Origin of the sequence: Bacillus sp. FSL R5-0286 (genome assembly GCF_038593245.1) — a bacterium.
GTDB classification, from domain to species: Bacteria; Bacillota; Bacilli; order Bacillales; family Bacillaceae; genus Bacillus; species Bacillus altitudinis.
Map to the genome: position 1 here is coordinate 2661455 of NZ_CP151977.1, position 17793 is coordinate 2679247.

Sequence of the window (17793 nt, forward strand, 5' to 3'; positions counted from 1 at the left end):
GCCATATCACGCTACTTCACGGCACATTTCTCCTAGCTGTTTCCTTCTATAAATACTCATTAGCAGCCCGACTGACATCATTTCTAGAAGAATATGAGATCCCCCATAGCTCATAAAAGGCATGGAAACTCCTGATATAGGCAATAATCCAAAGTTTGTGAAAATACTTAAGATAAATTTTGCTGCAAATGTGGTTGCCAAACCAATCATTAACATCTTGCCATAAGCAGATTGAACTCGTTTCGCTGTATGAACTACTCTATAAATCAAAGTCACAAACAAAATAAAAACGGCCAATCCTGCGAACCATCCGAATGAATAAATGATATACGTCAACATCCAATCAGTGTGAACATCATACAATGCGTACGGATTTATTTGAAAACCATTTGAGCTAAATTCATGAAGTGAGTATTGGTAAAAGTGGGACATATCAGCTTGATAAAGAGAAAATAATTGAACAATGAGATAGACAATACCTGCTGCTGTAAACGGAATAAGCTGTCTCATTCTTGCATGAGATACATACATCATCGTTATGCATATGACCATAAAGGTGATGGTTGCAGAAAGAGATCCGACTATATGTAATAAAATAATGGGTAAAGTGACAATCGCTAACCCTAGCCAGGACTTGAAACCATTCTTCCAATTCCAAGATTGGTAAATGCCCGCTAACGAAATAATCATCAGAAATGGAAAAATTTCAGTCAGATTGATCGATCCATTATTTAAGCTTAAAAAGAGAATACCGTTCACTCTTGTCCCAATCATCATTGTAAGAATCAGCATTCCAATCGTTCCTATATATAAATGCCATGAATAGGGTAAAAAGCGCCGATAATCAAAAGCAAACAGCCCAAACATCAACGCAAGACCAAATACATAGTAAATGAGACTTTTATAAAAGATATTCGTGTCTTGAAAATGAAGTAAATGAGAATGAAACTGAAAATAATACATCACAAACAGCCCAAATGAACAAGTAGCTAGTACAAGAAGTATCGTTTTAAAGTCCACTTGAGTTTTGTGTGTTTCATGGAGCTGCATTCCGAGTATGGCTGCATCTCCAATTTGATCGAGCGCTTGATTTACCGCCTCTTCTTCTGACATGCCCGCACTGACCGCTTCCTCTTTCAGTGTGTATAAATGATCACGAAGCTCAAGCTTTATACTTGCATGTACGTCTTTATTTTTGATTCGTTTACACACATTTTTGATATATTGTTCAAATTTTTTCTCTAGTCCCATACGACTTTCTCCCCATTCAAAACGCCATCTACTGCATCTTTGAAGACATTCCATTCTTCTTTCTTTTCTTTCATAAACGCTTTGCCCTGTTCATTAATCTTGTAATACTTTCTTTTTCGATTGCCATTCCCTTCGCCCCAGTAAGACACAATGAATCCTTTCCCCTCCAAAGTGTGCAAAATAGGATATATCGTTCCCTCTTTAAAACTAAAAATTCCTTCGGATTTCGACTCTAATTGCTTAATCATTTCATATCCATACATTGGTTTTTCACTTAGCAAGCTTAAAATAAGGGTTGCAGTACTCCCCTTTAGAAGCTCTTTACTCACTTTCATCCATCGTCACCTCTAATACATAGATTTACTATGCATATATTTGATATGCATATCTTACATGAAATCACATACTCTGTAAAGGTTCATCAGAAAAAAACAAGAAATTTGATACATCATAGCGAAAAACAGATAAAATAATTGAATAACATTCTGAATTCTACATAAGGCTTTGACATATAAAACAAGCATGTGACAACAATGTCACATGCACGTCTGTTTTGTTCGCCAAATCGCAGGAAGTCTGATCGGCTTCTTTTTATACTAGAGATATCAATTAAATAAAAAAGGGGTTCGACAGATGAACATTTTAGAAGCTCGCAAGTTATATAAAAGCTATGGAAATAAATTCAATAAACAAGAGGTGCTGAAAGGCATTGATTTGACGATAGAAGCTGGAGAATTTGTCAGCATCATGGGGCCATCAGGCTCGGGGAAAACGACCCTTTTGAACGTATTGTCATCGATTGATCATGTGTCCAGCGGATCGATTCGGATCGCAGATGCAGAAATGACGCAAATGAAAGATCAGCAGCTCGCTGAATTTAGAAAGAAACAGCTCGGCTTTGTTTTTCAGGATTACAACTTACTTGATACACTCACGGTTAAAGAGAACATCCTCTTGCCATTATCCATCTCCAAAACGCCTAAAAAAGAAGCTTTTGAACGCTTTCAACAGCTTGCAGAGGATATGGGGATTTATGAACTAAGAGACAAATATCCAAATGAATTGTCTGGTGGACAAAAGCAACGGACATCTGCGGTACGTGCCTTTATTCACGAACCAAGCCTCATTTTTGCTGATGAACCAACTGGAGCACTTGATTCCAAATCTGCGTCTGACTTACTGAACAAGCTGCAAGAATTCAATCACAAGCGCAAAGCAACCATTGTCATGGTGACGCATGACCCTGTTGCAGCCAGTTATTCAAGACGAGTGATTTTTATCAAAGATGGACAGATCTATACACAATTGAATAAAGGCGCACTAGAGAGAAAGATGTTTTTCGAGGATATTATGAAAACGCAAGGTGTTTTAGGCGGTGTGAAGCATGAACATTAATCAGCTCGTCTTCCGCAATCTGAAGAAAAACTTAAAAAATTACTATTTATACGTGTTTGCACTTGTGTTTAGTGTGGCGCTCTATTTTTCCTTTGTCACCTTGCAGTATTCACCAGCACTTGATGATGTGAAAGGGTCTATTAAAGGCGGTGCATCCATTAAAGCCGCTTCTATTCTGCTGATCGCCATCGTCGGCATCTTCCTTTTATATGCAAATAGCATTTTCATCAAACGTAGAGGAAAAGAAATCGGTCTCTTGCAGCTCATTGGAATGACGAAACAAAAAATAGCCAAGCTGCTCCATGCAGAAAATTTTATCCTCTATATGATTTCGATGGCTATTGGAATATTGGCCGGATTTATCGGTTCAAAGCTGATGCTGATGGTTCTATTTAAAGTGACAGGTGTTCATGCAATTGCCAATCTTCATTTTTCTGGCACGGCTCTTTTGCAAACAATCATCGTGTTTCTCTTGATTTATGTTGTCATCATGCTAAGAAATAGACGTTTTATTCAAAAGCAAACGATCTTAGCTTTGTTTAGAACAACCTCTTCTACAGAGCAGCGTATTAAAAAAATCTCTGTCTTTGAAATCATCATCGGGGTTCTAGGCATTGCCTTCATCAGCTCAGGCTATTACATTTCTTCTCAGCTTTTTAATGGCTCATACACATCGATGTTTTCGTTATTTTTAGCCATGATCTATATTTTAGGTTCTGTCATTATTGGTACTTTCCTTTTCTATAAAGGCTCTGTTTCATTCATTGCCAATATCGTACGAAAAAGAAAAAATGGCTACCTTGCCATTCATGAAGTCTTGTCTTTATCGTCGATCATGTTCCGTTTAAAATCAAATGCATTGCTGTTAACGATTATTACTACCGTATCTGCACTTGCCATCGGTTTGTTATCACTCAGCTATATTTCCTACTACTCAGCAGAAAAAACAGCTGAACAGCAAATTCCAGCACATTTCGTCATGGGATCAGAGAAAGATGCAGGCACATTCACTCGCGCACTTTCTGATCAGCATATTTCCTATGAGAAAAAGCAGTTCGAGGTCATTCAAGCCGATTTTGATGCAAATCAGATCATCGATACGAAGTTAAGCAGTGTGAATAAAGCTCCAGGAGTTCTGACACTACCTGTGATCAGCGAGAAAAACGTACCAAATATTCATGTGGAGAACAACGAAGTCATGTTAAGCGGCTACAATGATTTATTGAAAAAATTCATGCCGATTAAAAGCTCTGGTGATGTGAAACTTTTAATAAAAAAACCAATTGATTTAAAAGTAATTGATATGAAAAAGGATCATTTAATCTCTTACCAGTTCACTTCTGGCGGCCTACCTGTTGCTGTCGTCAGTCAAAACGTCTTTGAGCAGCTTGATCAAAACAAAGACCCTAAGCTGCAGCATGAGAATAACCAATATATTGCGATCAATATAAAAGATGAAGGAAAAGTTGAACAAGCCAATGACGTCTTTATGTCTGCGAAATTGAGTGATGAAAGCATGTCTAGATTTGCTACCACTCAGCAGCAAAAACAAACCATCGGACTGATGATGTTTGTAGTTGGATTTTTAGGCCTCAGCTTCCTTGTGACATCAGGCTGTATTTTATACTTCAAACAGATGAATGAGAGCGAAGAGGAACAAAGCTCATACACGATTCTGCGTAAGCTTGGTTTTACGGAGACAGATCTCTTAAAAGGCATTCGGCTCAAACAGCTTTTCAACTTTGGCATTCCGCTTCTCGTCGGGCTCTTGCACAGCTACTTTGCTGTACAATCTGGCTGGTTTTTATTTGGCAGCGAACTGTGGACACCTATGCTGATTGTCATGGCGATTTATACCGTTTTATACTCCGTCTTCGGATTCCTATCTGTCCAATATTATAAAAAAATCATTAAAGAATCGTTGTAAAGTATTCCCCATAGGCAGTGGCCTATGGGGATATTGCACGTCATTTTGTTGATTCAAACTGATGCGATAAAATATGATCTCTTGCCGCATAAGCTTTTTGTTTGATCTCTTCTACGTTCACTCCAACTAGCTTCCCATTTTGTTTCACTGCTTTTCCAGCCACATAGACAGAATCAACATTTGAAGGGTGTGCCGTTTGCACAACTGCCCCAGCTGGATCTGTCATCGGAAGAAGATTCATGCTTGTCCGATCGATCAAGATAAAATCAGCTTCTTTTCCAGGTGTGAGAGAGCCGATTTTGTCATCAAGCTTCAAGGCACGAGCCCCGTTTATTGTGGCTGCTTCAAGCATTTGCTGTGCAGACAATCCAAGTTCAGGTCCTGGCATCGTCCCTTCCATCAATAAAGATTGATTTTGAATCGCCCGCTCCGCCTGTAGTCCGAATTTCATTTGGGTAAATAAATCTCCGCCTGTCGCTGTCACCACATCTACACCAAGCGTTGGCAGAACACCATTTTCAATGGCGAGCCCTGTGACAGGATATCCGTGTCCCATCATCATTTCAATCTCAGGTGTAATAGAGATGGAGCTTCCGCTGTCAGCTAACATCTTCATTTGATCTGCATCAATTGCATTGATATGCACCATATTCAAATCAGGCCCGAGCAGCCCTGCTTGATGAAGCCGCTCAATCGATCGATCCGCTGCTCCCCAATTTCCAAAGCCAATGTGCATACTGCACAGTGCATCTAGTGATCTCGCTGTTTCAATTTCAAAGACGGTCGTCTCCCATGAAGAAAATTCAGGTCCACGAATGGCAAGTCCCATCGTCAACAGCTGATCCGATGATTGAAAATGTTTTTGTTTCACGCGGGCTGCGTCTTCCATATTCGTGAGCGTACTCTCTCTGTCCCAATACGCTGCATCTCCAGAGGTACCAAAACCAAAGACCGCTCGAATACCCGCATCTTTTAAACCTCCAATGAGTTCTTCTGTATGATCCATAGAATTGATCATCGTCCAGTCGAAAAACGTGGTCACTCCTGCATCTAATGCCTCTAATGCGCCTAAATAATTAGCAATTCGATCATCTGATGGACGTCTCATCGCCCCATAGTTGCCATAATAAATTTTGCTCAAGTACGTTTGCAAAGACCAATCTGTTCCGATTCCCCGTATGACAGACTGCCACACATGACGATGGGTATCCACAAGCCCTGGCATGATGACCATGTCAGACGCATCAACAACATCAGCACCACTTACTTCAATCGAAGGTCCGACTTCTAAAATATGTGCCCCTTCAATTAATAGATCTCCCTTCTCCAGAAAACCTAAAGATGGATCAAGTGTGATAAGAGCCGCATCTTTAAACAATGTTTTCTTCATCCATATCCCCCTTTTCAAATAAAGAGAATGAGTCACTCACTCTCTCTGTCATTTTAAGACATAACAGGTTCAAATTAGAAGAAAAGTGACTCAAGGAATGTGGTTTTATGAGCTGATATTCCGAAAATAGTTGTATATCCGTTTTAATTTCACGTCATGCTTCCCTTTCGGACTTTCCATCATGCCAAATTCAAAGAACTTCACCGGCTTAATCCCTACATATTGCAAAAGAGCTCGTTTCATTAACACCTTGTGGGCATTTTGCAAAAAGAAGAAAGGGTAGTGGGTCGGTCCTTGCATTGTCGATACACATACAGCCCTCTTTCCTTTTAACAAGCCTTCTGGAAGCAGCCCGCCTGTTTGACGGTAAGCAAAATTCGCTGCAAACATTCGATCAATAAAGCCAAGCAGCATGGCTGGCGGCCGCCCCCACCAAATCGGATAAACAAACACGATGTTGTCTGCCCATTTGATTTTCTCTTGATATTCTTGAATCTCAGGGTCCTTATGCATATCACGTCTTTTTTTCTCCTCATTAAAAATAAGTACAGGATCAAATTTGTCTTGGTATAAATCTATGATTCTCACTTCTTGAACGTTTGGATTTTCTTCACTGCCCTTTAGGATTTCTTTTAAAAAAGCACCATTTAAACTATTGTGATGGGGGTGAGTATAAATAATGAGTACATTCATGGCTTGGCTCCTTTAGTTATCATTTGATAATAAAAAGCATACACCCCTCTCATTTAGTTGTCAAATGATAATTGTTTTTTGATAACAAATTTGGTATGGTACGTAGGAGGTGAAAAATGATGAAAAACCCCCATTTTTTCAAAGAGTTTATCACATTTGCTTCTACTTTTTCTGAGCTGAAACATGCTATGATGAGCAAGGTCAAACCATCTGATCTAACCACTCTACAATATTTGATTCTGGAGCAGTTAGCCGTCAGTGAGCCGCTAACACCTAGTGAAATCGCCGATTGTCAGCACATGTCTCTTCCGAATGTCAGCAGAGAATTGAAAAAGCTTCACGAAAAACAATTCATTGATAGACAAGCAGATAAAGATGACAAGCGAAAACATGTCATTATGCTGTCTAAAAAAGGTCGTGCGTGTATGGACAAAGCATTTCAACAAATTGAATCCATGCTCATGGACAGCCTTTCTTCCTCTGACCAAAATCAAATGGATGATATCGTACAAGCTCTTCGTCTATTAAATCAAACCATCTTCAAAAAATGATCGAATGAAAAAAGCATGAGCGTATCGCTCATGCAAATGATTTTTGAACACTTAGTAAAGAGATGCTAAAAGATACGTGATGAAACCTACTATTGGAATAATCGGGATCATCAGCTTCAATGTTTTATTCGTATTCTTATATAAATTCCACAACAAGACTGGTACACCAAACGTCAATGTATCAAAGACAGCAAGCACTGCCCCTTTACGCTGTTCTTTATGAGCCATTTGAAAACCTCCACATCCAATAAAATACATTTTTTTAGTGTAGCATACATTCTATTTTGATCATTTCCTCCAGGTAATTGAATCGTCAGCATGTCTGATAAAAATGAACAGGATGTAACTGAAGCTTCTCCCGAGATAGTAGTCAACAAAAAAGCGCCAGATGTTTTCCATCCAACGCTTTTTCCCATGACATGTTCAGCACTCATTTTCATGCATCACGTCTCTTTTGCTCTATGTATCCTTTATCCAATAAGCTGATAGGCGATATATAATGCAACCAGCCAGATCATGACCGCAGAGGCTTTATTGATCCGGTTCATCCACTTGCCGTTTGTATCTAGCTTTCCTAACATTTTTCCGAGAAGGGCAAGACCCATAAACCATAACCACGAGACGATGATACAGGCTGCGGTAAATGCCACCTTCTCCGCCCCATGATATTGAAGAGAGTTCGTTCCTATCACTCCTATTGTATCAAGAATCGCGTGAGGATTTAAAAGTGAGACGGAACAAGCAAATATGATTTGTTTTCTCACAGGCATCAGGTCCATCTTTTCTTGATTACCTGTTGCGGAGCTCGTGTTCCAAACTGACCACCCCATATAAAGTAAAAAGAAAAATCCAATGATAAAAAGACCCATTTGCAAGATAGGAATGGTGAGTACAACAACCGAAACCCCAATGACAGCTAAAGTAATTAAAAGTGTGTCGCAGAGAGCAGCTGTAATGACCACAGGCAGTACGCGATATAATCGAGGCTGAAGGGCTCCTTGCTGAAATACAAATACATTTTGTGCGCCCAAAGGTAAAATAAGGCCAAAGGCAAGCACAATCCCATGAATTATCGCAATCGACATTTTCAGAACATTCTCCTTTTCAAGTCATCCTTACACATATTAACATAAAACATCATGAACGAATTTCACATATTTGATTTGTCCAATAAAAAAAGCGCTGGATGATTTTCCATCCAGACGCTTATTGTTTCTCCTGTTATGATGATTTTCGTGCAAGCTCTCTTTCTCTCAGCTCGACACGTCGAATTTTCGCTGACGGAGTTTTTGGTAGCTCGTCAATGAATTCGATTTCTCTTGGATATTTGTACGGTGCTGTTGTATTTTTCACGTGTGTTTGCAGCTCTTTAATCAGCTCATCGCTTTGTGCAGATGCATCACGCAGGACGACGTATGCTTTCACGATTGATCCTCTGATTTCATCTGGACTTGCCACAACCGCACATTCTTTCACTGCTGGGTGCTTAATCAGTGCATCTTCGACTTCAAATGGACCAATTGTATAACCTGAGCTGACAATGATGTCATCCCTGCGGCTTTCAAACCAAAAATACCCGTCTTCATCTTTTTTCGCACGGTCACCGGTAATAAAGTAATCCCCGCGGCGCTGCGCCTTTGTACGCTCTGCATCTTTGTAGTATTCCTTGAATAAAGCCGGCGTTTCAAGATGAACGGCAATGTCACCTATTTCTCCTGGAGCACAGATCTGGCCATTCTCATCAATGATCTCTACTTCATTGCCTGGTGTTGGTTTGCCCATGCTGCCTGGCTTGATGTCCATTCCTTTCAGCACCCCGACTAGCAGCGTGCTTTCTGTTTGCCCGTAACCATCTCGCACTTCGATATCGAAATGTTTTTTGAACGTATCGATGACTTCACGGTTGAGCGGCTCTCCCGCAGAAACAGCACTATGCAATTTTGGTAGCTCGTACTGACTGAGGTCATCCACTTTTGCCATAAATCGATATTCTGTTGGTGTACAGCATAGAACATTGATTTCATTTTTTTGAAGCAGCTCTAAGTACGTATTCGGATTAAATTTCCCTCCATAAACAAAACCTTCTGCTCCACTTCCTAAAACAGATAAGAGAGGACTCCACACCCATTTTTGCCAGCCTGGTCCTGCTGTTGCCCATACTTTATCCCCTTCATTAATGGAGAGCCATGCTTTGGCCGCAGTACGTAAATGTGCATACGCCCAGCCGTGTGTATGAACAACCCCTTTTGGGTTACCTGTTGTGCCTGATGTATAAGAGAGAAACGCCATGTCTGTACGTGTTGTGTCTGCCAATTTCAACTCGCTTGACTGCTCTTCCTTTTGCGCAACAATGTTTGTCCAGCCATGATCATTCTCACCAATCGAGAATGTTTTGAAATCTTTTGGCTGGTTGGTTCCTTCAAACGATTGAATGAATGATGCGTAAACAATCGCTCCTTTTGCTTCTGCATGTTCAATTCGGTAATCTATATCTTTAGCGCGAAGCATTTCTGAACAAGGAATCACAACCATTCCTGTTTTTAAAATGGCTAAATAAATGCTGTATGCCTCTAGCATACGCGGCACCATCACAATGATTTTATCGCCTTTTTTAAAGCCTGCATTTAATAGAACATGACCAATTTTATTCGCCTCTTCCACTAATGCTGCATATGTCACATGCGCTTCATGGCCATTTCCATCCTGCCAGTGCAGGGCGATTTTCTCCTGGTCATGACTGAACGCTTCAATCTCACTGACTAAGTTATATTGTTCTGGTGCAATTAAGTCTTCTCTTTTCATGGTACAGCTCCTTTTAGCCTCTTTCTATGAAACGAATCATGTTTCAATTTACCTATTCTAACACTCATAACTGAAAAATGCTTGAATTAGGACCTACTCCTAGTATTATGCCATAATTTTTTCATTTCGTCTTCTTTTTTAAAAATATTCTAACAATTTATGTACAAAAAAAAGAGCGGGGATGAACCCGCTCATAAGCCATAGCTTTTTAATTGTGTGTCTTAGAAAGATCCGCCACCCATATGTTGTTGAGCGTAAGATACAAGACGCTTAGTGATTTCTCCACCAACTGATCCGTTAGCGCGAGCTGTTGTTTCTGGTCCAAGGTTTACGCCAAATTCTGAAGCGATTTCGTACTTCATTTGGTCGATCGCTTGTGCAGCGCCTGGAACGACTAATTGATTAGAACTGCTTTGTCTGTTTTGTTGAGCCATGTGTTCTCACCTCCTTGTGAATATAGAATGTGTAGAAACACATGACTTCATGCGATTGATTTTATGGTAATTATTATGAAATTTTTTATTTAGAATAAATCAGCGAATTTGTCAGCTGCTTTCTTTTCATTTGTGACAACGATTGTTTCGATCTGCTCCACTGCCTCATCAAGCATTGGCTCGAATTCAGCAAAGCTTTCGTAGCGTTCTACTTTTTCAAGCTTTGGTTTTGTTTTTGGAGATGGCGGCGTAAAGATCGTGCAGCAATCCTCAAATGGCTGAATGCTTGTCTCATATGTGCCAATTCGTCTCGCTTCTTCGATAATGTCATTCTTATCCACGGCAATTAGCGGGCGAATGATCGGTGTGTTTGTGACATGATTAATGGCATACATGCTTTCAAGTGTCTGACTTGCCACTTGACCAAGGCTTTCCCCTGTAATAATGGCAAGCGCATCACGCTTGTCTCTTATTTTATCTGCAATTTTGAGCATCATTCTTCTCGTTGAAGTCATCGTATAGTTTTCTGGTACTTGTTTGTGAATGAGCTCTTGGATTTTCGTAAAAGGAACGATGTGAAGCTTGACTTCGCCTCCATAGGCAGCTAAGCATTCCGCTAGATCAATGACCTTTTGCTTGGCACGTTCACTTGTATAAGGTGGGCTAAAGAAATGAACAGCTTCAATTTGAATGCCTCGTTTCATTGCCTGATAGCCGGCCACTGGGCTGTCAAAGCCGCCAGAGAGCATCAACATCGCTCTTCCGCTTGAACCAACTGGCAGTCCGCCTGCACCTTTTACATCTTTAAATGTAATGTACGTCGCGTGTTCTCTTATTTCGATTCGCAAGTGAACATCTGGCTGTTTCACATTAACGGTTAAGTTGTCTGTATTCCTTAGAACATGTCCACCAATTTCTCGGTTCATTTCATTTGAATCAAGCTCAAATTGTTTATAAGAGCGTTTCGTTGAGACCTTAAATGTATTTCCTTGTTCATACACTTCCTGAACCGCTGAGAGTGCCGCTTCTTTGATGGCATCAAGATTTGTCTCACATTTCACAGCCAGGCTAAAGCTTTGAATGCCAAATACACCTTTAAGCTGTTCTGAAATCGGTTCAGGGTCTTCTCCGTTTAGCATGATCGTAATGCGGTCTCTATCAGATGCATACTTTAATGCTTCAAAGTCTTTTAATACAAACCGGATATGCTGTCTTAGTTTTTCGATAAATTTCTTTCTATTTTTCCCTTTTGTTGAAATCTCACCAAAACGGACTAAAATATGGTCATACTTCATGTTGTTATCTCATTCCCTTTAATTTTTTCACACTTTGTGCGATCGATGTGATGATTTGCGGCGCTAGCTCTGGTCCTTGTCCATATGTCAAACTGATTCTCATGCTGCTTTTGGCTGCTTCTTCTGATTTTCCCATCGCCAGCAGGACACGGCTTGGTTCCTTTTTCTTAGCAGAACAAGCAGACGTTGTCGAAACGTAAATGCCTTCTTTTTCGAGCATATGCAGCAGGACTTCAATTTGAATACCTGGCACTGAAAAATTCACAATGTGCGGTGCACTATGCGTCAGCGGTGTGTTTATGACGACGCCTTCTATCTTTCCAAGCTGCTGCTCTAGCTCCTTTTTTAAAGCGATCATCTCATCATGATGCTTGTTTAAATGTTCAAATGATTGCTTTATGGCTTTTGCTAAGCTGACAGCTCCAGCAGGGTTCTCAGTCCCTGAGCGAAGGCCAAGTTCTTGCTCTCCTCCTGTGATAAAAGGTGCAAGTACGATCTCTTTCTTTAAAAAGAGGGCACCTGTTCCCTTCAGGCCGTGAATCTTGTGGCCTGACATCGTTAAAAGATCAATATCCATCTCTTTAGGCAGCGGAACCTTGCCAATTCCTTGTACGCCGTCAACATGAAAAATCGCCTCTTTGGCATACTTCCGAATGATGCTGGCCGCTTCCTCTATCGGCTGAATCGCGCCTGTTTCATTGTTTACATGCATGAGACTGACAAGCACTGTATCAGGGCGAAGCACTTCTTTTAAATGCGTCATATCTGCACGGCCATGCTCATTTACTTGAATATAGGAAATATCAAAGCCAAATAATGTTTTCAGCTGTTCAAACGATTCAATGACAGATGGATGCTCAATCGCTGTTGTGACAATATGTCTGCCTCGGTTCATCTTGGCAAGAGCAGCCCCTTTGATGGCAATGTTATTTGCTTCTGTTGCACCTGAAGTAAAAATAATCTCATATTGTGTAAAACCTGTATAGTGAAGGATTTGTTTTCGCGTTTCACTTAATAGACGGCTCGCATCAATTCCAAGTTGATGCAGCGAAGACGGATTCCCAAAAAAACGCTCACTCACTTGCTGATGTACTTGTAAAACCTCTGGATAAGGCTTTGTTGTAGCACTATTATCAAGATAAATCATATCTTAAACTCCTTACAAAAAAACTTAAAAAATAAATGCATTTATATGTTACCATAATGAAGTCAGACAGAGAATTTTCTGAAAATGGCAGTTGACAACTTTTTATTTTCACTATATCATCCATAGTGCAATTGTCATATAAACACCTAAATTGTCAGAATATTTAAATTTGACACAATACACTGATTGAGGAGGGACTATTTTGAATAATAGTTTAAGTATAAAAGAAACATTTGCTATTGGACTAATGCTTTTTGCATTATTCTTTGGTGCAGGAAATATGATTTTCCCGCCTGTTCTTGGACAATATGCTGGTGAAAACGTATGGCTTGCCATCGGCGGATTCCTACTTACAGGCGTAGGTCTTCCACTATTAGGGGTTATTGCTGTCGCCCTTACAGGTACTGGAGCCAAAGGTCTTGCCGATAAAGCACACCCTAAATTCGGGACTATCTTTACCGTTATTCTGTATTTATCCATTGGACCATTTTTCGCCATTCCGCGAACTGGTACGGTTTCGTATGAGATTGGATTAGCTCCATTTCTCTCAGGTGCCCAAGCCACTTCATGGGTACCACTATTCATCTTTACCGTAGTGTTTTTCACTATTTCATACTTGCTTGCGTTAAATCCTTCAAAGCTGGTTGATCGTATTGGTAAAATTTTGACACCGATCTTATTAACTGTTATTGCTATTATTGTCATTAAAGCCATTGCTACGCCAATGGGAATGATCGGTGCTCCAGATAAAACATATGAGGCAAATCCGCTTTTCACTGGATTTTTAGAAGGCTATAAAACAATGGATGCACTTGCTTCTATCGTATTTGGAATCGTCGTGGTGACAGCTGTTAAGGACAGAGGCATCACAGAGCGAAAATCTCTTGCAGCAGCTTGTATTAAGGCAGGACTCGTAGCAGCTGTTGGACTGGCACTCGTGTACATTTCACTTGCTTATGTGGGTGCTTCAAGCCCCGATGCCACGGGAATGGTTGGAGCAAATGATGGCGGCAAACTGCTTTCACTTTCTGCCAACTTTTTATTCGGTTCTGCTGGTAACATTGTTCTTGGCGCAGCCATTTTATTCGCTTGTTTAACGACTAGTGTTGGACTTATTTCATCTTGTGGAGAATATTTTTCAAAGCTCTTCCCAGCACTTTCTTATCGTACTGTCGTTCTAATTGTTTCTTTATTTAGCACATTCGTTGCAAACCTTGGACTCGCACAGATCATCTCACTATCTGTTCCAGTTCTTGTGACGATCTATCCACTGGCCATTGTCATTATTTTATTATCGTTCCTTGACCGCTGGATTAACGGCAGAAGAATCATTTATATCACTTCTCTCATCTTTACTGGTTTCTTTGCCATCATTGATGGATTATTAGCTGCCGAAGTGAATCTAGGCGGATTGCCTGGCATCTTGAAATCAATTGTTCCGTTTTACGATTTAGGCATTGGCTGGATCATACCAGCTATTATCGGTGCTTTGATTGGTGTACTTATTTCCATGTTTACCAGCCCACCAAAGCAACTTGCCTCATAACATCACAAGCCAAAACATCCCCTTCCAAAGAAGAAGGGGATGTTTTTTTATTGTTCTTCATATACTAAAATAGAAAAATTCATGACTTTTGTACGAAAACACATGTTGACATCAGGCGTACATCCTTTATAATTAGTGATTGTTAATGATGAACGGTTACCTAGCAACTAATTAACAGAATATTTCAACATAATAATGGAGGCTTTAAATGCAATGAAGGCAACTTTGTCGACGAAAGATACGGTTATCATAGGTTTTATGCTGTTTGCTCTATTCTTCGGCGCCGGTAATATGATTTATCCACCTGAGCTTGGGCAATATGCTGGGCAAAATGTGTGGAAAGCAATGGGCGGATTTTTATTAACAGGTGTCGGTTTACCTCTTCTAGGGATTATTGCAATCGCTTTGACAGGTCGAGATGCGAAAGGATTAGCTGATAAAGCTCACCCAGCTTTTGGAACAGCGTTTACCGTCATTTTATATTTATCTATCGGGCCACTTTTCGCTATTCCTCGTACAGGAACGGTTTCATATGAAATTGGCGCACTACCCTTTTTAGCTGGTGTACCAGCTTGGCTCTCACTTCTTTTATTTACACTGGCCTTTTTTGGTATTACGTATTATCTTGCACTAAATCCAACGAAAATTGTGGATCGTGTAGGGAAAGTGTTAACACCGATTAAATTTACGATCATTTTAATTATTATCGTCAAAGCCATTTTGACACCGATGGGCGTCATTGGCACACCTGATGTGTCCTATAGCAATGGATCATTTTTCAAAGGGTTTTTAGAAGGCTATAAAACCATGGACGCTCTTGCATCTATTGTGTTTGGGGTTGTTGTCATCAACGCCATTAAAGGACGTGGTGTAACAAGTAAAAAAGCACTCACATCTGCTTGTATCAAAGCTGGCCTAATTGCAGCTTGCGGATTAACATTTGTTTATCTATCACTTGCTTATTTAGGCGCTTCAAGTACACACGCCATTGGTTTTGTTGGAGATGGCAGTAAGATCTTGGCTCAGTCTTCGCAATTTCTTTTTGGCAGTTTAGGTAATATTGTGTTAGGCGCGGCGATTACGGTTGCCTGTTTAACCACAAGTATCGGTCTCGTGACATCGTGCGGAGAGTATTTCTCAAATTTATTACCTAAACTTTCTTATAAAATGGTCGTTACACTCGTCACATTATTCAGTTTTATCATTTCAAATTTTGGACTTGCTCATATTATCGCTTTTTCAGTACCTGTGTTAACTGCGATTTATCCGTTAGCGATTGTGATTATTGTTTTATCACTTGCTGACAAATGGCTTGGTCATAGAAGACCTGTATATGTCCTTACTTTGATTTTAACTGGCTGCGTCAGTCTGTTTGACGGCTTAGCAGCGGCGAAACTGCCGATTGGTCCTGTGAAAGATCTCTTTCAAACGATCTTGCCGCTATATGACCTTGGCATTGGCTGGATTGTACCTGCCATACTCGGAATCGTAATTGGATTTGTAATCTCTCTATTCACTTCTTCTGCTTCAGAAGAACGCCAAAAGCAAGCTTCATAACATGGAAAAAGCTGAAGTCCCAAAATGGACTTCAGCTTTTTTTATTGATGCTGATATTCTTTTTCTTGCTGAGTTAAAAGCTTCTGAACGGCTCCAGGTGATGCTTTTTCGACAGCAGCAGCTGCCACATCAAACGAATCGTTATAATCATAGGCATAAAATCTTCGTTCTGCCTCTTTTAATTGCTCTGAAAGAATATGGTTTTGACTTCTAAACCGGTTGCCGTATTGTATAATCCGTTCAATTTGATCCACTTTACGAAGCATGTCATGTGTTTCATCAACGACATGTCTAACTGTTTCAGAGGCTTCTTTTAATTGCTGGTTCACTGCTAGCATATTCAGCGGCAAATTCTCTAGCTGCTCCTGCACTTGCTGAATCATCTCCTGCGCTTTTTCAGCACGGTCTTTGATGTCAGCAGGCACACCTGGAATGTTGCTTTTGTGCAGCTGGCGCACTGTATCTGTCAGCATGGTTTTAAGTTCAGCCAATGTTTCTCTTGCCTGTAATTCTTCTTTTCGTAACGATTGAAGGTGATCTTTAAACGCTTCATGAAGCGTTTTGGCTTCCTCAATAAAGGTCTCAAGCTGATTGATTTCATCCATTAATAATGTGTATGCGACATGGTCACGATCAAGCTTCTCTCGTATTTGCTTCATGAGCTTTTCAATTTCTTCTAATCGTTTTTCGAAGGCTTTCTGCTGATCCAGTTCTCCTGCTGTCAGCTTGTAGCTTTCTTTCACAAGAGCCGTTTCTGCCTTAGTCTGCGTGTGGTCTTGTTCAAGTTTTTCAAATGCCTCGGTCAGCTCAGGCATTTTGCTCTTGATTTCCTGACCTGCTTCTACTTCTGCTTCTAGCTGATCATACAGCGTCTGAATCGCATCATCAATCATTTGCAGAATGCTTGATGCTTCATCTAAATTGAGTTCATCAATCAGCAGTTTCTCCGCCCGGGTCAGCTGTTTATTCAAGTTCTCCAGCTCTTTTGTGATCTGGATGTGCTCTAGCTTGTAGCCTTTGTCTGTCATTTCTTTATAACCGTCTTTCAGCTTCGTTAGCTGACCTGGCACCGTTTGTTTGCAGTCTGCGATGAGCTTCGGTACATCATTGATATATAATTGCAGCTGATCGAGTCTGCGGTCTTGCTCAAGCAAAATTTTCCTTGCTGTCATGTAGTTTCCGTTTTCTGTCTCTTCTTCATACTGCTTGATCCCTTCCCAGGCCTCATCTAAGTCCTGCTCCATTTTGTCATAAAGGGTGCCGTATAAATGGCTGTAAGCAAGTAGATTTTTTCGTACCGTTTGATATTGCTCTTTGACCTTCTCGATGTCTTTTCGGTTTTGCTCTTCACTTGTGACAAGGTCTGCAATCTCTTTTAAAATGTCTTCGATGTTTGAATCAGCAGCGGTGAGCAGATCTCCTATATGTGCAAGAACTTGCTTCGCTTTGGAGAATCGATATTTATCAGAATACTCCTCTGCATCATATAATAGCTCCTCTACCTTTGGAAGATGGGCTGTAACGATATCGTCCCACTCTGCACGCCATCTTTCAAAAAACTGCTCTGTTTCTCCGGTCATTTTTAAATGTTTGATTTTTGAAATTTCTTCTACAATTGATCTGTTTAAAATTTCAATTTTCCATGCTTCCAATCGGTCAATCTCTTTATATATATTTTTTCTGAGGAAATAACCGACTGAAAACAAAGCAAGCAAAATGACAATTAAACCGATGATAAACTCCATAATGAGCCCCCTTGTTGTGATCTAAGTGATGTCAGGGTAGTGTCCCGAGTAGACCTGAGA

General features: G+C 40.4%; 16 protein-coding genes. 5 read left to right on the forward strand and 11 right to left on the reverse strand.

Annotated features, from left to right (window positions below):
• Positions 1-6: 6 nt before the first annotated feature.
• Together NST24_RS13665 and NST24_RS13670 are read right to left on the reverse strand one after the other, a co-directional pair.
• Positions 7-1251, reverse strand: coding sequence for an FtsW/RodA/SpoVE family cell cycle protein (locus tag NST24_RS13665; protein WP_259253260.1), 1245 nt, complete (start codon positions 1249-1251; stop codon positions 7-9).
• Complete coding sequence (locus NST24_RS13670; protein ID WP_045034159.1) at positions 1242-1586, reverse strand: PadR family transcriptional regulator; 345 nt, start codon at positions 1584-1586, stop codon at positions 1242-1244. The genes NST24_RS13665 and NST24_RS13670 overlap by 10 nt, the downstream gene beginning before the upstream one ends.
• Before the next feature lie 298 nt (positions 1587-1884).
• Between NST24_RS13670 and NST24_RS13675 the strand changes: the two genes are divergently transcribed.
• On the forward strand, positions 1885-2646 hold the full coding sequence (locus NST24_RS13675) for an ABC transporter ATP-binding protein (protein ID WP_007501759.1): 762 nt from the start codon (positions 1885-1887) through the stop codon (positions 2644-2646).
• On the forward strand, positions 2636-4573 hold the full coding sequence (locus tag NST24_RS13680) for an ABC transporter permease (protein WP_342461895.1): 1938 nt from the start codon (positions 2636-2638) through the stop codon (positions 4571-4573). The genes NST24_RS13675 and NST24_RS13680 overlap by 11 nt, the downstream gene beginning before the upstream one ends.
• A gap of 40 nt (positions 4574-4613) precedes the next feature.
• On the opposite strand, the gene NST24_RS13685 is transcribed toward NST24_RS13680, so the two are convergent.
• Together NST24_RS13685 and NST24_RS13690 are read right to left on the reverse strand one after the other, a co-directional pair.
• Positions 4614-5963, reverse strand: coding sequence for an amidohydrolase family protein (locus NST24_RS13685; RefSeq protein WP_025207791.1), 1350 nt, complete (start codon positions 5961-5963; stop codon positions 4614-4616).
• Positions 5964-6068: 105 nt separating this feature from the next.
• Entirely contained in the window at positions 6069-6656 is a 588-nt protein-coding gene (locus tag NST24_RS13690; protein WP_342461896.1) for an NAD(P)H-dependent oxidoreductase, read from the reverse strand.
• A 119-nt stretch (positions 6657-6775) separates the two neighbouring features.
• On the opposite strand from NST24_RS13690, the gene NST24_RS13695 reads away from it, so the two are divergent.
• Positions 6776-7207, forward strand: a complete 432-nt coding sequence (locus NST24_RS13695) for a MarR family transcriptional regulator (RefSeq protein WP_342461897.1) — start codon at positions 6776-6778, stop codon at positions 7205-7207.
• A 51-nt stretch (positions 7208-7258) separates the two neighbouring features.
• Here the strand turns inward: NST24_RS13695 and NST24_RS13700 are convergent, their stop codons facing one another.
• From NST24_RS13700 to NST24_RS13725, 6 genes are all read right to left on the reverse strand, one after another.
• On the reverse strand, positions 7259-7435 hold the full coding sequence (locus NST24_RS13700) for a hypothetical protein (RefSeq protein ID WP_008356320.1): 177 nt from the start codon (positions 7433-7435) through the stop codon (positions 7259-7261).
• A 242-nt stretch (positions 7436-7677) separates the two neighbouring features.
• Positions 7678-8292 carry a LysE/ArgO family amino acid transporter gene (locus NST24_RS13705; protein WP_039168907.1) on the reverse strand — a complete coding sequence of 205 codons (615 nt, stop codon included), beginning with the start codon at positions 8290-8292 and terminating at the stop codon, positions 7678-7680.
• Between the two features lie 136 nt (positions 8293-8428).
• Positions 8429-10009, reverse strand: coding sequence for an acyl--CoA ligase (locus NST24_RS13710; RefSeq protein WP_025207794.1), 1581 nt, complete (start codon positions 10007-10009; stop codon positions 8429-8431).
• A 221-nt stretch (positions 10010-10230) separates the two neighbouring features.
• On the reverse strand, positions 10231-10443 hold the full coding sequence (locus tag NST24_RS13715) for an alpha/beta-type small acid-soluble spore protein (RefSeq protein ID WP_003216385.1): 213 nt from the start codon (positions 10441-10443) through the stop codon (positions 10231-10233).
• 89 nt (positions 10444-10532) lie between these two features.
• Positions 10533-11738, reverse strand: coding sequence for a tRNA uracil 4-sulfurtransferase ThiI (gene thiI, locus NST24_RS13720; RefSeq protein ID WP_282900858.1), 1206 nt, complete (start codon positions 11736-11738; stop codon positions 10533-10535).
• Between the two features lie 4 nt (positions 11739-11742).
• Positions 11743-12885 carry a cysteine desulfurase family protein gene (locus tag NST24_RS13725; protein WP_060832557.1) on the reverse strand — a complete coding sequence of 381 codons (1143 nt, stop codon included), beginning with the start codon at positions 12883-12885 and terminating at the stop codon, positions 11743-11745.
• Positions 12886-13087: 202 nt separating this feature from the next.
• Between NST24_RS13725 and brnQ (NST24_RS13730) the strand changes: the two genes are divergently transcribed.
• On the forward strand, positions 13088-14431 hold the full coding sequence (brnQ, locus tag NST24_RS13730; protein WP_331832414.1) for a branched-chain amino acid transport system II carrier protein: 1344 nt from the start codon (positions 13088-13090) through the stop codon (positions 14429-14431).
• Positions 14432-14644: 213 nt separating this feature from the next.
• Positions 14645-15988 carry a branched-chain amino acid transport system II carrier protein gene (brnQ, locus tag NST24_RS13735; protein WP_024718689.1) on the forward strand — a complete coding sequence of 448 codons (1344 nt, stop codon included), beginning with the start codon at positions 14645-14647 and terminating at the stop codon, positions 15986-15988.
• A 41-nt stretch (positions 15989-16029) separates the two neighbouring features.
• On the opposite strand, the gene ezrA is transcribed toward brnQ (NST24_RS13735), so the two are convergent.
• A complete protein-coding gene (gene ezrA / locus NST24_RS13740) occupies positions 16030-17733 on the reverse strand; it encodes a septation ring formation regulator EzrA (RefSeq protein ID WP_061419915.1) in 1704 nt (567 codons plus the stop codon).
• Positions 17734-17793 lie beyond the last annotated feature (60 nt).